The organism is Spirillospora sp. NPDC047279 (assembly GCF_040643285.1).
Classification (GTDB): Bacteria; Actinomycetota; Actinomycetes; order Streptosporangiales; family Streptosporangiaceae; genus Spirillospora.
Map to the genome: position 1 here is coordinate 50,003 of NZ_JBEYUA010000032.1, position 12,582 is coordinate 62,584.

A 12,582-nucleotide genomic window follows, 5' to 3' on the forward strand; every position below is an offset into this window, starting at 1 on the left:
GTCTCATGTCAGCCCTTGCCGGTGACGCGGCCGTGCAGGACGAGCGCCCAGGCCAGGCAGCCGAACGCCGCCGTGGAGGTCACCGCCCGCACCACGTTCCACGCGATCCACCTGTCCTCGAACGCCGCGCGCACGGCCGCCGGGTCGGCGATCTTCGAGACGTCGCCCGCGGCGTCAAGCTCGTTGTTCATCGGCACGTTGATCGCGCCGGTGATGATGAACATGACCAGGTAGAGCACCAGCCCGGCGATGATCCACGGCAGCGCGGTGCGCGCCTCGCCCTTCCAGTGCAGGGCCGCGGCGAGCCCGGCGAACGCCAGCGCGCCCAGGAAGCTCAGCATGAACCAGCCGTTGATGATCGCCACGTTGATCCGCTGCATCGAGTCGATGAACGCGCGGTCGTCGACCTTCGCCAGCCCCGGCATGATCGCGTAGGAGAACGCGGCGAAGAGCCCGGCCATGAGCCCGGTCGTGAGGACCGCGGCGAAGAGCGAACCGGTCTGCAGTGCCTTGAACATCAGGTGGCTCCCGTCTCAGAGGTCCGACGGGTTCTCCGTCGTGTCTTCAAGCCAACAGCCGCGCGGCCTGCGACGACATGTCCGCGAGAACGGACCGCATACGCGTGCGTCCACGCCCTCCCGGCGCACGGCCGCACCAGGCGCCGCCGCCGGACGGGCGCCGGGCAGGGGCGCCGGGCAGGGGCACCGGGGAGGGGCGTCAGGCGGTGGCGAGCCAGGCGAGCAGGAGGCGGGCGCCGAAGCCGGTCGCGCCCTTGGTGATCTCGGCGTTCTCGGATGTCGAGCGGCCCGGCCCGGCGACGTCCAGATGCGCCCAGGTGCGCTCGCCCACGAACTCGCGCAGGAACAGCGCCGCCATGATCGCGCCGCCGCCGAAGCCGCGGCGCTCGATGTTGGCCACGTCGGCCACGTCCGACTCGATCGCGACCCGGTAGTCCTCGACCAGCGGCAGCCGCCACAACCGCTCGCCGGCGGTCTCGCCGGCCGTCTCCAGCGCGCCGGCCAGCGCGTCGTCGTTGGCGAAGAGCGCGCCGGTGCGCAGGCCGAGGGCGACCTTGGCCGCGCCGGTCAGCGTCGCCACGTCGACGACCACGTCGGGGTCGAGCTCGGCGTCGGCGTAGGCGAGGGCGTCGGCGAGGACCAGGCGGCCCTCGGCGTCGGTGTTGAGCACCTCCGACGTCGTCCCGCCGAAGTGGGTGATCACGTCGCCGGGCCGCATGGACGAGCCGGACGGCATGTTCTCGGCGGCGGCGATGAGGCCGGTGACCCTGACGTTCACGCCCAGCGACCGCAGCGCCGACATGACGGCGATGACCACGCCGCCCCCGGCCATGTCGGTCTTCATGGTCTTCATGTTGTCGTTGGGCTTGAGCGAGAGGCCGCCGCTGTCGAACGTGATGCCCTTGCCCACCAGCACGACGTGGCGGGCGGCGCCCTCGGGGGCGTAGGTGAGCTCGATCAGCCGCGGCGGGCGGGGCGAGCCCGCGCCGACCGCGATCAGGCCGCCGAACCCGCCCTCCGCCAGCTCCTTCTCGCCGCGCACCCGCGCGGTGAGGCCGGTCTCGGCGGCGATCTCGACCGCGCGGTCGGCGAGCCAGGAGGGGCCCTTCTCGCCGGACGGCGTGTTGGCCAGGTCGCGGGCCAGCGCGGCCGCCCGGGCCACCGCCGTGCCGCGTTCGATCGCCGCCGCGTTCGCCTCCCTGCCGGCCTCGGTCTGCCCGGCCTCGGTCAGCACGGCCAGCGTCGCCAGCGGCGCCTTCGTGGGCGGCGTGCCGATCTTGAACGTGTACGAGGCGAGCAGGGCGCCCTCGACGAAGGCCGCCAGATCGCCGTCCGGCACGCCGGCGGCCATCGTCGTGCGGCCCCTGCCGCGCCGTGCCAGCGTGGCGCCCGCCTTGCGCAGGTCGGCGGGGGACGCCTCGCCCACCCCGTACAGCAGCAGCTCCAGCACCCGGCCACCGATCCGCACCGGCGTCGACACGGCCTCGCCTGCCTCGCCCTTGGCCCGGTGCAGCGTCAGCAGTTCGTCCAGCGTGAACGGCAGCAGGCCCGCGATCTCGGCGGCGGGGGCCACCGGGCCCGACCGCACCGGGACGGCCACCACATCGGCCCCAAGGCTCCCGGCCGCCTCCGACAACACGCCGCCGACGGTGCTGACCTCGGTCTCGATGGGCATGACGCTGGCTCCCCCTCTGTCCTTCGCTCACGCTGTCGTGCTCGGGTGGTCCGGCCGGTGGCGAACACGGTGAGAGCCCCGGCGTCGCCGCCGGGACCTCACCGCATTCGGGGCTTGGGAAGAGGCCCTAGCCGACGACTTCCTTCAGGGCGTCGCCGAGCTCCTTGGCCTCGTCTGCGGAGAGCTCCACGACAAGGCGTCCGCCGCCTTCCAGCGGGACCCGCATGACGATTCCGCGCCCCTCCTTGGTCACTTCGAGCGGACCGTCTCCTGTCCGCGGCTTCATCGCCGCCATGCGTGCATCCCCTTCCTGCCTAGGGCCGCGTGGGGCCTCCGGGCACCGTTGGCCGCGTGGCCGCCTGTCGCATCCGCGTCATCAGTAGTGGTCCATTATCTCGTCTTCCGGGCGCGAAGTGGTAACGATCAGCCTCCAGATCGAGAGACTCCTCCTATGAATGCTCGTTCCGCACTGTTCGATCTCTACGGGGATCACCTCAGGGAGCGCGGCGGAAAAGCCCCCATCGCGGCCCTTGTCCGGCTGATGTCCGCCCTTGGGATCGCGGCGCCGGCGGTGCGCACGGCGGTGTCCAGAATGGTGCGGCAGGAATGGCTCGAACCCGTGCGGCTTCCGCGCGGAGCGGGATATGCGCTGACCCCGCGGGCGGCCCGGAGACTGGACGAGGCGGCGCACCGGATCTACCGGGATCTCGGCCCGTGGGACGGCCGCTGGCACCTGCTGGTGGTGGAACGGGTGCGCGAGCGGGCCCGCCGGGACCGGCTCACGGCGGGGCTGGGCTATCTCGGCTACGCCCGGCTGGACGACACGACCTGGATCAGCCCGCGGCCGTCGAGCGAGCTGGATCCGCTGCTGGACGCCGAATCCGCGCGGGCCGAACGGTTCCTGTCGGTCTACGAGGGCGACCCGCACGGGCTGGTCGCGCGGGCCTGGGACCTGGAGGGGCTGGCCAGGGCGTACGAACGCTGGCTCGCCGACGCGCGGGCCCTGCTGGCCGGGGACCCCGCGCCCTCCGACGAGCGGGCGTTCGCCGTGCGCAGCAGGCTGGTGCACGAGTGGCGCAAGTTCCTCTTCCGCGACCCCGGGCTGCCCCCGGCCGTGCTGCCGCCGGGCTGGCCCGGCATGCTGGCGGCGCGCTTCTTCGACGCCGAGGCCGCACGCCTCTTGCCCGCGGCCTCGCGGTTCGTCGAAGGTTGCCTGGAGGACACCCTGGAGAAGATCCCCGGGGAGACCGCCCCGCGGGGCGACGAGGAGGACGACGATGTCTGACACCGTGCTGTACGACCTCACCGAGAGTGTGGCGACAATCACACTCGACCGGCCGGACGCGATGAACTCGCTGACGGACGAGACGAAGTCGGCTCTGCTCGCCGCCCTCGAACGCGCCGCCGGCGACACGGCCGTGCGCGCGGTGATTCTCACCGGCTCGGGCCGGGTCTTCTGCGCCGGGCAGGACCTGCGCGAGCACGGCGACAACCTGGCGGCGGGCGAAGGCCTGAAAGACACCGTGCGGCGCCACTACAACCCGATCGTGCGGACCATCACCGAGATGCCCAAGCCCGTGGTGGCGGCCGTCAACGGCGTGGCCGTGGGAGCGGGCGCCTCCTTCGCGCTGGCCTGCGATCTGGTGATCGCGTCCGACAAGGCCTCGTTCGCCACCGCGTTCACCGGCATCGGGCTGGCCCCCGACAGCGGCATGTCGTGGACGTTGCAGCGCCGCGTGGGGTGGACCAAGGCGGCCGAGCTCCTGCTGCTCGGCGAGCGGATCAAGGCCCCCGAGGCGCTCGAGCTCGGCCTGGTCAACCGGGTGGTGCCCGCCGACGAGCTGGCCCCGGCGGCCGTCGAGCTGGCGCGGCGCCTGGCCGCGGGGCCGACCGTCTCGTACGGCGCCGTCAAGTCCGCCCTCGCCCACGCGTCCGCCAACGACCTGGCCTCCTCCCTGGAGAAGGAGGCCGAGTTGCAGGACCTGTGCGAGAAGACCAAGGACCACCACGCCGCCACCGAGGCGTTCCTCGCCAAGCGGCAGCCGGAGTTCGAAGGCTCCTAGATCGTGTCTCGCAGTCGACTGCCCTACGCCACGGACGCCGACTTCGAGACACGCCCCAGGGCCGTCACGCCCCGATCGGGAGGTCCGCCGGGTAGGGCTGGAAGTAGGTCTGCGCCTGGAGGTAGGCGATGTCCTCACCGCGCGCGTGGTGCCGCAGCAGGGTCATCGGGACCTGGAGCGGCACCTCGCCGCGCGCGTAGGCGTCGATGATCCCGGTGATGTCGTGCCGCCGGGCGTCGTCGAGCCGTTCGCTCATGGGCCCGAACACGTGCTGCAGCGCGTTGACGTGGCGGCCGCGCTTGGGCCGTACGGCGAACGCGGCGGCGAACAGGTCGGTGTACTCGGCGCGCAGCTCGTCCGGCGGCCGGGCGCCCGCGGCGGCGACGACCCGGCCGAGGAGCCGGTAGCGGGCCGGGTCGTGCGCGAGGATCTGCAGCTTGTGGGCCGAATGGAAGGCGACCAGGTCGCGCCCCTTCCAGCCGCCCTCGAACAGCGCCCGCAGCCGGGCCTGCGCGAAGATGCGCTCGACGAAGTGCTCGCGCAGCACCGGGTCGTTCAGCCGCCCCTCCTCCTCGACCGGGGTGGCGGGCAGCGCGTCCATGATCCGCCCCGCGAAGACGCCGCGGCTGCGCCGGTCGGCCGGGTTCCCGTTCTCCAGGTGGCGGGTCACGCCGCGCGGGCCGCAGCTCGGCGACCGCGACTTCAGCACCCAGCCGTCGAGATCGGCGAGCTGGGCGGCGCGCCGGTCGGCCAGCTCGACCATCGCGTCGGTGTGGTCGGCGGAGCCGTCCCTGGTCACCAGCCGCAGGTCGCCGCCCTCGCGGCCGACCAGCCGCAACGACGGGCGCGGCGCGCCCAGGCCGATCTCCATCTCCGGGCAGACCGACACCCACTCCACGTACGGCTCGAGGTTCTGCGTCAGGAACCGGCTGCGGCAGTGGCCGGCGTTGTAGCGCACCGGCTCGCCCAGGAGGCAGCCCGAGACCGCCACCCGCGGCACCACCGGGTCCAGAGGCGCCAGGTCCATCGGAGTCACCCTCCCTCGTCGTCCGGCCGCCCGTCCCTGGGAGACCTTCCCCGTCATCACCGGTCTCAGCCCGCCAGCAGGTCGCTGAGTCTGTGCAGGCCACGGGCGGTACGGGCCTTGATCGTGCCGAGCGGCGCACCGAGCCGCCGGGCGATCTCCTGCTGGGTCAGGTCCTCGAAGTAGGCCATCTCGATGGCCTGCCGCTGGACGTCCGGCAGCGCCGCCAGCGCCCGGCGCACGTCGTACGCGCGCACCACCCGGTCCGCCGTGTCGGCGCCGGGCCGCTCGGCCGCCTGGCTGAGCGGCAGGCACGGAGCGGGCCGCGCCCTGAGCTGGTCGACCGCGCGGCGGCGGGCGATCGTGAACAGCCACGCCTCGAAGCTCCCCTCGCGGTCGAAGCGGTGCCGGCAGCGCCACAGGTCGACCAGCACGGCCTGCGCCGCGTCGTCCACCAGGTCGGCGGGCAGGCGCCGGCGCAGGAAACGCCGGAGGGAGGGGCCGAGGACGGCTTCACATTCGGCGAGCGCGGTCTCGTCGTCGTCCGCGAGCCGCGCGCCGAGCGCTCGCAGTTCGTCCGGCCCCCTCCTACCCGACGAACCCGGCATCGCCGTCCTCGGCCCCAGCTTCATCGCTCACTCCTCACCGCGAAAACCTCTTCAAAACTTGTTCATAGTCGCGATGGTGGGGTGCGCGCAACCCCCTCGGGGCAAAGAACCCGTGTTGACCTTGGACCGCTCGTGCTCGCGGGCCGCCGCGGACCGGCCCGGCGAAACCGCCGGAAGCCCTGCCCGGCAGGCGCTACGGGCGGGTGGGGACCTAGTAGTGGCCCAGGGCCGCGTGGATCTCGGCCAGGGCGTCTGGGAGGTTCGTCACAGCGCGGGCGCCCGCGGGCATCCGGCCGTACGCCCACCCCGGTCCGCCGACCACCAGCCGGGGCGCCGGGCGCCCGCCGGGCAGCGCGGCGAGCGGAACGGGGTCGCCCGTGCCCGGCAGCGACGACCAGATGAAGATCGCCGCCGGTCCGAGCTGCCGGATCGCGTCGGCCAGCGAGGCGTACGGCACCCGGGCTCCGAGCACCCGCACCGCGATGCGGTCGGCCGCCAGGGCGGCGGCGAGCGCGTACACCGGCAGGCTGTGCTGCTCCTCCGGCGCGCACGCCAGCAGGACGGGACGGCTGGTCAGGGGCGGGTCCGCCGCGGCGATCTCGGCGGTCAGCGCGCCCAGGACGCACCCCGACAGCAGATGCTCGACCTCGATGATCGCGCCGGTGGCCTGGTGCCGTTCACCGATCCCGATCAGGACCGGGGCCAGCACCTCCTGCCAGGCCCCGACCACGCCGTGCCGGGCCAGCGCGTCGGCGACGAGCCCCTGGATGGTGACCATGTCCATCGCCATCGCGGCCCGCGCGAGCGCCCGGGTGGCGGGGGTTCCGTCGGACACCGCGAGCCGGTGGCCGCCCGCGCCGCGGACCGGCCCGGTGGCCTCCGGCGGCATGGCCACCGGCGGCGCGAGAGCCGACTCCAGGTCGGCGGCGGCGGTGGCCAGGGCGGTACGGGCCGCCTCCTCCGGCGGGGCGCCGTCCAGGATCAGCCGGTTCATCAGCTCCAGCCGCGCCACGTCCGTCGGGTCGTACCTGCGGTGGCCGCCCGCGCTGTGCCGGCTCGGTCCGATGCCGTAGCGGCGGCCCCAGGTGCGCAGGGTCGAGGGCGCGACGCCGAGCCGGCGCGCCACCGCGCCGACGCTGAGCCCCGCTCCGTCCATCCCGCACCTCCCGCCCCGCTCGTCCCGCCCTGCTCGTCCTGCTCGTCCTGCCAATCCGGAACGCTTCAGATTAGGCCTCTCTACCGGGGATTCGGACGGCGATCACCATCCGGTTGCAACCGCCGGCGCCTCCCCCGCCGAAGAAGGGGTGATGGACACCGCGATCATGCTCTTCACCCGCGATCTGCGGGTGCACGACCAGCCCGCCCTCGCCGCCGCCTGCTCGGCGGCCGGCCGGGTCGTCCCGCTGTTCGTGCTCGACGACACGCTGCTCACCGGCCGCGCCGGAGCGCCCAACCGGATCCGCTTCCTGCTGGACGCGCTGGCCGACCTGCGCATGTCGCTGCGCGCCCGGGGGGCCGACCTGGTGATCCGGCGCGGCGACCCGGTGACCGAGACGCTCCGGCTCGCCCGGGACGTCGGCGCCGAAGCGATCTTCATCAGCGATGATGTCAGCGGCTACGCGACGTCGCGGCGGGAACGGCTCGAACGGGAGGCCGGCGACGCCGGGATCACGGTGTCCGGCCATCCCGGCGTCACGGTCGTGCCGCCCGGCGAGATCACGCCCACCTCCGGCGACCACTACAAGGTGTTCACGCCGTACTGGCGGGCCTGGGCCGGGTCCCACTGGCGCACTCCGCTGCGCGCGCCCGGGAGGGTGCCGTTCGGCGACGGCCTCGACGCGGCCGGGCCCGATCTGGACGCCGTCGCCGAGGAGCTGACCGGCGGGGCGTCGCCGGAGCTCCTGCCGGGCGGCGAGACCGCCGGGCGGGAACGTGTGCGCGCCTGGCTGCGCGACCCCATCGAGGAGTACGAGGACGGGCACGACGACCTGGCCGGCGACCGCACTTCGCGGCTCAGCCCGTACCTGCGCTTCGGCTGCGTGTCACCGCTCGAGCTCGCCACCGCCGCGCGCAAGCGGCCCGGCGGCACCGCGTTCGACCGCCAGCTCGCCTGGCGCGACTTCCACCACCAGGTCACCGCCGCCTTCCCGGCCATGCCGCGCGAGGACTACCGGCCGCGCGGCGCCCGCTGGCACGACGACGCGGAGGCGCTGGCGGCCTGGCGGGAGGGACGCACCGGGTTCCCGATCGTGGACGCCGGGATGCGCCAGCTGCTGCGCGAGGGCTGGATGCACAACCGGGCCCGGATGATCACGGCGTCGTTCCTGACGCGCAACCTGCGCGTCGACTGGCGGCACGGGCTGAGCCACTTCAACGACTGGCTGCTCGACGGCGACGTGCCCAACAACGCCGGCAACTGGCAGTGGGTCGCGGGCACCGGCAACGACACGCGCCCCAACCGGGTGCTCAACCCGCTGCGGCAGGCGGCCCGGTTCGACCCCAAGGGCGAGTACGTGCGCGAGTACGTGCCGGAGCTGGCCCGGCTGGACCCCTCGGCCGTCCACATGCCGTGGCAGCTCCCGCCCGCGCTGCGGCGCGACCTGGGCTACCCCGCCCCCATCGTCGACCCGCCCGGCTGACCGAGGCCGCGGAGGTAGATCACCACGGCACGGACGCGGCGGTGGTCGTCGGGCGCGGGCGGCAGGTCGAGCTTGGCCAGGATCGAGCCCACATGCTTGATCACCGCCGCCTCGGAGACGACCAGCGTGCGGGCGATCGCGCCGTTCGACCGTCCCTCGGCCATCAGCCCGAGCACCTCGCGCTCACGATCGGTGAGGCGTTCCAGCGGCGAGTGCGCGCGGCGCCGCGACAGCAGCCGCCGCACCACCTCCGGGTCGATCACCGTGCCGCCCGCCGCGACCCGGTCGAGGGCGTCGACGAACTCGGCGACCTCGCCCACCCGATCCTTGAGCAGGTAGCCCACGCCGCCGCCGGTCTGGAGGAGCTCGGCGGCGTACGACTGCTCGACGTACTGCGAGAGCACCAGGACCGGCAGATCGGGCCGTTCGGCGCGCAGGGCCAGCGCCGCCTTCAGCCCCTCGTCGCGGAACCCCGGCGGCATGCGCACGTCGGTGACCACCACGTCCGGCAGGTGCTCGGCCACCGCCGCCGTCAGGGCGGGGGCGTCGGCCACCGCCGCGACCACCTTGTGGCCGGACCGCGCCAGGATCTGGATCAGGCCCTCGCGCAGCAGCACCGAGTCCTCGGCGATCACGATTCGCATGGGATCTCCACTCGCAGGATCGTAGGCCCGCCCGGCGGGCTCGACACCCGCAGCGTCCCGTCGTAGACGGCGACGCGGTCCGCCAGGCCCTGCAACCCGGTGCCCTCCCCCGGCGCCGCACCGCCCCTTCCGTCGTCGCGCACCTCCACCACCAGGCCGCGTCCCTCCAGCCTGACCCCGACCCGGGCCCGCTCCGCCGCGCTGTGCTTGATCACGTTGGTGAGGGCCTCGGCGATGACGAAGTAGGCGGCGGACTCGATGCCCTCGGGCGGCCGCCGGTCCAGCACGACGTCCACGTCGACCGGCACCGGCGACCCCTCGGCCAGCGACTCCACGGCCGCGCCCAGCCCCCGGTCGGTGAGCACCGACGGGTGGATCCCGCGCACCAGGTCGCGCAGCTCCGCCAGCGCCGCCCGGGCGTCGTCCTGCGCCCTGTCGATCAGCTCCGACGGCGCCTCCAGCCGCGCCAGCCCGAGCGTCATGATCAGCCCGGTGAGCCGCTGTTGCGCGCCGTCGTGCAGGTCCCGCTCAATCCGCCGCCGTTCGGCCTCGAACGCGTCCGCCATCCGCGCCCGCGACGCGCGCACCTCGACGAGCTCGTCCTCCACCGGCCGGACGAGCAGCAGCCGGGCCAGCGCCGCGCGCGCCCCGGCCAGCGCCGCCGTCACGTACAGCCCGAGCACGAACAGCGCGGCGCCCGCCGCGACCGTCACCCAGGCCTCCTCGGGCCGGTCGACGGTCCCGTACGGCCCGTACTGCAGCTGATCGCCCTGCCCCACCAGGTAGGCCGAGCCCATCTGCACCGTCGACCCCACGAAGATCACGAACGGCACCACCAGGTCGATGACCGCGAGCAGCACGAACAGCAGCGCGAACCCGAACTCCCGCCAGGTCGCCGTCTCCCGCAGCCGGAGCCGCAGCCAGGGCCGCCACCCCGGCCGGTCCGGCTCCCGGTGCGGCGTCGGCGCGGGCCGCGCGTCCAGCCACCGCAGCCGCCGCCGTTCGACCGCCGCCAGGCCCACCGCCGTCAGCGGAACGGACGCCAGCAGGAACACGCCCACCACCACCGGCGTCAGCAGGACCCCGGCGGCGCCGAGGACCAGCACCACGGCCAGCCACGCGAACCCGACCAGCGGCCCGGTGACCACGTACGCCACCGACCGCCACGGCCATGACGACAGCAGGAACCGCAGCGGGTTCCCGGCCATCGCACGCCACAGGGTCATGACCCGACCGTAGGCGACGCCAGGGCCAGCAGCTCACGGAGCCGCTCGTACGACCGTTCCCAGGTCCACTCCGCCGACCAGGCCCGCGCCCGTTCGCCCATGCCCATGCCCGCGCCGTCGCCGTCGCCCTCGCCCGCGCCCTCCGTCAGCATCTCGATCAGCCGCGCCGCGATCTCGTCCACCGAACGGCCGTCCACCACGAAGCCCGTCTCGCCGTCCAGCACCGTCTCGGGCGCACCGCCGGACGCCCCCGCCAGCACCGGCAGCCCGGCCGCCGAGGCCTCCAGGAACACGATGCCGAGCCCTTCGGTCTCCAGCCCGAACCGCCGGTCGCGGCACGGCATCGCGAAGACGTCGGCCGCCGCGTAGAACGGCGGGAGCTCCTCGTGCGGGAGCCCGCCCGCGAACACCACGCCCTCCTCCGCGAGCCCCCGCAGCCAGAACTCCTGCGGGCCGCCGCCCACGATCAGCAGCCTCGTCCCCGGCACCGCCCGCCGCACCCGCGGCATCGCCCGGATGAGCCGGTCCTGCCCCTTGCGCGCCACGAGCCGCGAGACGCTGAGGATCACCGGCCCGTCCAGCCCGAACCGCTCCCTGACCTCCGTCCCGTCCCCCGGCCGGAACAGCGCCGCGTCCACCCCCGGCGTTAGCCGCGCCGTGCGGACCCCGTCCCCGAGCGCCGGAACGATGCGGTCCCGCGTGTAGCCGGTCAGATAGGTGACGGTGCCGGCGCGCCGGCCGATCGTCCGCAGCACCGCCCGCGCCCCCGGGACGGCCGCCCACCACACCTCGTGCCCGTGCGTCGTGGCCACCGACGGCAGCCCGAGCCGCCCGGCCAGCAGCCCCAGCGGCGCCGCGGCCCCGAACCACACGCTGTCGCACCCGTACTCGGCGATCAGCGCCCGCGCCCGCCGCGCGACCGCCCGCGTCGGCAGCAACGTCCCGGCCTTCGCCCGGACCACCGGGAACGGCACCCGCCGGTCGAACGCCTCCGCGCCCCGTTCCGCCGAGGTGAACACCACCACCTCACCGGCCGGGAACCGGCGCGCGATCTCGTACACGAACGTCTCGATCCCCCCGCGCCGCGGCGGGAAGTCATTGGTGATGATCAGGCAGCGAGGCACAGCTCGGGCTCCTTCTCGTGAACGTGCGAACGGGCCCAGAACACGAGCACGGCCGGGTAGACGAGGTAGCCCCACCGGCTCGCGGGCATCAGCAGGGCCGCCAGCGTGAGCCCCAGCGCCAGCCGGTACGCGGCGCCCCGCGGATCCGCCGGCGGCCGTACGACCAGCGAGACCGCCATGGCCGCCCCCGCCAGCCCCAGCGACACCACGGCGGCGGCGTGCCCGTACGACCCGGCCCCGGCGAGCAGATGACCCGGCATCGGACTGCCCGCGGGCGACTCCACCCCGGCCATCCCCAGCGGGAACGCCACCACATTCTCGAACATCCCGCCCGGATCGGCGGCCACCGGAAAAGCCACGCCCACCGTCACGACCGCCCCCGCCCAGGCGCAGAACCGTCCCGCCCCCGCCCGCCTGGCCACCACCAGCGCCAGGCACACGAACAGCGCGGGCCACGCCGTCGCCTTGAGCGTCGCCGCGAATCCCAGGACCAGCCCCGCGGGCGTCACCCGCCCTTGGAGCACCAGCGCGAACGCCGCGCACACCAGCCCGATCACCGGCAGGTCGTCGCCGCCCACCACCAGCGGCAACGCCACCACCGGCGACGTCAGCAATGGTGACTTCCACCCCAGCGCGACCAGAATGAACGCCCCGAACAGCAATCGAGGGTCGAAACCGGGCACCCCGAAAAGCGCCATCCCGGGCAGATAGGGGTTGTACGACTCGTAGGTGGCTCCGGCCAGCTGTTCCGGGCTCAGATATGGCGTTCCCGCCGAGAGCAACAGCTCGCCCGAACGCCGGACAACGGCCACTTCGGGCTGCGCCCGTTCGAGCGCCACCAGCACCGCCAACGGCAGCACGATCGCACCCGCACCGGCCACCCAGGTGCGCCGGAGAACGGCCGAGAGCGCATAAGCGGGCGCGGCGAACAAACCCCACACCACATGCGGCCCGAGGTCGCTGACCAGAGCGGTCACCGCCGCGAAAACGGCGAACAGAATCGGCATGCCCCCAGGCAACCGCCCGCGAGCGCCTAGATCATTAGGTCTGTCCGCCGACCT

At 74.1% G+C, this 12,582-nt stretch carries 13 protein-coding genes; 3 read left to right on the plus strand and 10 right to left on the minus strand.

Annotated features, from left to right (window positions below; all coding sequences use genetic code 11):
* Nucleotides 1-8: 8 nt before the first annotated feature.
* The 3 genes from ABZ810_RS46015 to ABZ810_RS46025 form a co-directional block, all read right to left on the minus strand.
* Nucleotides 9-518, minus strand: coding sequence for an anthrone oxygenase family protein (locus ABZ810_RS46015; protein ID WP_358414587.1), 510 nt, complete (start codon nucleotides 516-518; stop codon nucleotides 9-11).
* Nucleotides 519-717: 199 nt separating this feature from the next.
* Entirely contained in the window at nucleotides 718-2,193 is a 1,476-nt protein-coding gene (locus tag ABZ810_RS46020; RefSeq protein ID WP_358414590.1) for a leucyl aminopeptidase, read from the minus strand.
* A 127-nt stretch (nucleotides 2,194-2,320) separates the two neighbouring features.
* Complete coding sequence (locus ABZ810_RS46025; protein WP_151568744.1) at nucleotides 2,321-2,488, minus strand: DUF3117 domain-containing protein; 168 nt, start codon at nucleotides 2,486-2,488, stop codon at nucleotides 2,321-2,323.
* 156 nt (nucleotides 2,489-2,644) lie between these two features.
* On the opposite strand from ABZ810_RS46025, the gene ABZ810_RS46030 reads away from it, so the two are divergent.
* Entirely contained in the window at nucleotides 2,645-3,478 is an 834-nt protein-coding gene (locus ABZ810_RS46030; RefSeq protein ID WP_358414594.1) for a PaaX family transcriptional regulator C-terminal domain-containing protein, read from the plus strand.
* Nucleotides 3,471-4,256: an enoyl-CoA hydratase-related protein gene (locus tag ABZ810_RS46035; RefSeq protein ID WP_358414597.1), complete on the plus strand. Its 786-nt coding sequence runs from the start codon at nucleotides 3,471-3,473 to the stop codon at nucleotides 4,254-4,256. The genes ABZ810_RS46030 and ABZ810_RS46035 overlap by 8 nt, the downstream gene beginning before the upstream one ends.
* A gap of 64 nt (nucleotides 4,257-4,320) precedes the next feature.
* On the opposite strand, the gene ABZ810_RS46040 is transcribed toward ABZ810_RS46035, so the two are convergent.
* From ABZ810_RS46040 to ABZ810_RS46050, 3 genes are all read right to left on the minus strand, one after another.
* Nucleotides 4,321-5,283, minus strand: a complete 963-nt coding sequence (locus ABZ810_RS46040; RefSeq protein ID WP_358414600.1) for a DUF523 and DUF1722 domain-containing protein — start codon at nucleotides 5,281-5,283, stop codon at nucleotides 4,321-4,323.
* Between the two features lie 65 nt (nucleotides 5,284-5,348).
* The gene (locus tag ABZ810_RS46045; RefSeq protein WP_358414603.1) at nucleotides 5,349-5,912 is read right to left on the minus strand and encodes a sigma-70 family RNA polymerase sigma factor; all 564 of its coding nucleotides are present in this window, start codon (nucleotides 5,910-5,912) and stop codon (nucleotides 5,349-5,351) included.
* Between the two features lie 187 nt (nucleotides 5,913-6,099).
* Entirely contained in the window at nucleotides 6,100-7,044 is a 945-nt protein-coding gene (locus tag ABZ810_RS46050; protein WP_358414606.1) for a MerR family transcriptional regulator, read from the minus strand.
* A 151-nt stretch (nucleotides 7,045-7,195) separates the two neighbouring features.
* Between ABZ810_RS46050 and ABZ810_RS46055 the strand changes: the two genes are divergently transcribed.
* On the plus strand, nucleotides 7,196-8,527 hold the full coding sequence (locus ABZ810_RS46055) for a deoxyribodipyrimidine photo-lyase (RefSeq protein WP_358414609.1): 1,332 nt from the start codon (nucleotides 7,196-7,198) through the stop codon (nucleotides 8,525-8,527).
* Here ABZ810_RS46055 and ABZ810_RS46060 read toward each other — a convergent pair.
* From ABZ810_RS46060 to ABZ810_RS46075, 4 genes are read right to left on the minus strand one after another with little or no spacing between them, the layout of a single operon-like run.
* On the minus strand, nucleotides 8,494-9,171 hold the full coding sequence (locus ABZ810_RS46060; RefSeq protein WP_358414612.1) for a response regulator transcription factor: 678 nt from the start codon (nucleotides 9,169-9,171) through the stop codon (nucleotides 8,494-8,496). The two genes, ABZ810_RS46055 and ABZ810_RS46060, sit on opposite strands and share 34 nt — an antisense overlap.
* Complete coding sequence (locus ABZ810_RS46065) at nucleotides 9,159-10,397, minus strand: sensor histidine kinase (protein WP_358414615.1); 1,239 nt, start codon at nucleotides 10,395-10,397, stop codon at nucleotides 9,159-9,161. The genes ABZ810_RS46060 and ABZ810_RS46065 overlap by 13 nt, the downstream gene beginning before the upstream one ends.
* Nucleotides 10,394-11,521, minus strand: a complete 1,128-nt coding sequence (locus ABZ810_RS46070) for a glycosyltransferase family 4 protein (protein WP_358414618.1) — start codon at nucleotides 11,519-11,521, stop codon at nucleotides 10,394-10,396. The genes ABZ810_RS46065 and ABZ810_RS46070 overlap by 4 nt, the downstream gene beginning before the upstream one ends.
* The gene (locus tag ABZ810_RS46075) at nucleotides 11,506-12,528 is read right to left on the minus strand and encodes a glycosyltransferase 87 family protein (RefSeq protein WP_358414621.1); all 1,023 of its coding nucleotides are present in this window, start codon (nucleotides 12,526-12,528) and stop codon (nucleotides 11,506-11,508) included. Before ABZ810_RS46075 ends, ABZ810_RS46070 begins: the two co-directional genes overlap by 16 nt.
* Nucleotides 12,529-12,582: the final 54 nt, after the last annotated feature.

What these genes read in the sequence shown, in the direction of transcription:
- ABZ810_RS46045 (WP_358414603.1), bottom strand. Translation starts at nt 5,912, where the DNA reads ATGAAGCTGGGGCCGAGGACGGCGATGCCGGGTTCGTCGGGTAGGAGG.
- ABZ810_RS46075 (WP_358414621.1), bottom strand. Translation starts at nt 12,528, where the DNA reads ATGCCGATTCTGTTCGCCGTTTTCGCGGCGGTGACCGCTCTGGTCAGC.
- ABZ810_RS46060 (WP_358414612.1), bottom strand. Translation starts at nt 9,171, where the DNA reads ATGCGAATCGTGATCGCCGAGGACTCGGTGCTGCTGCGCGAGGGCCTG.
- ABZ810_RS46025 (WP_151568744.1), bottom strand. Translation starts at nt 2,488, where the DNA reads ATGGCGGCGATGAAGCCGCGGACAGGAGACGGTCCGCTCGAAGTGACC.
- ABZ810_RS46030 (WP_358414594.1), top strand. Translation starts at nt 2,645, where the DNA reads ATGAATGCTCGTTCCGCACTGTTCGATCTCTACGGGGATCACCTCAGG.
- ABZ810_RS46035 (WP_358414597.1), top strand. Translation starts at nt 3,471, where the DNA reads ATGTCTGACACCGTGCTGTACGACCTCACCGAGAGTGTGGCGACAATC.
- ABZ810_RS46040 (WP_358414600.1), bottom strand. Translation starts at nt 5,283, where the DNA reads ATGGACCTGGCGCCTCTGGACCCGGTGGTGCCGCGGGTGGCGGTCTCG.
- ABZ810_RS46020 (WP_358414590.1), bottom strand. Translation starts at nt 2,193, where the DNA reads ATGCCCATCGAGACCGAGGTCAGCACCGTCGGCGGCGTGTTGTCGGAG.
- ABZ810_RS46055 (WP_358414609.1), top strand. Translation starts at nt 7,196, where the DNA reads ATGGACACCGCGATCATGCTCTTCACCCGCGATCTGCGGGTGCACGAC.
- ABZ810_RS46015 (WP_358414587.1), bottom strand. Translation starts at nt 518, where the DNA reads ATGTTCAAGGCACTGCAGACCGGTTCGCTCTTCGCCGCGGTCCTCACG.
- ABZ810_RS46065 (WP_358414615.1), bottom strand. Translation starts at nt 10,397, where the DNA reads ATGACCCTGTGGCGTGCGATGGCCGGGAACCCGCTGCGGTTCCTGCTG.
- ABZ810_RS46050 (WP_358414606.1), bottom strand. Translation starts at nt 7,044, where the DNA reads ATGGACGGAGCGGGGCTCAGCGTCGGCGCGGTGGCGCGCCGGCTCGGC.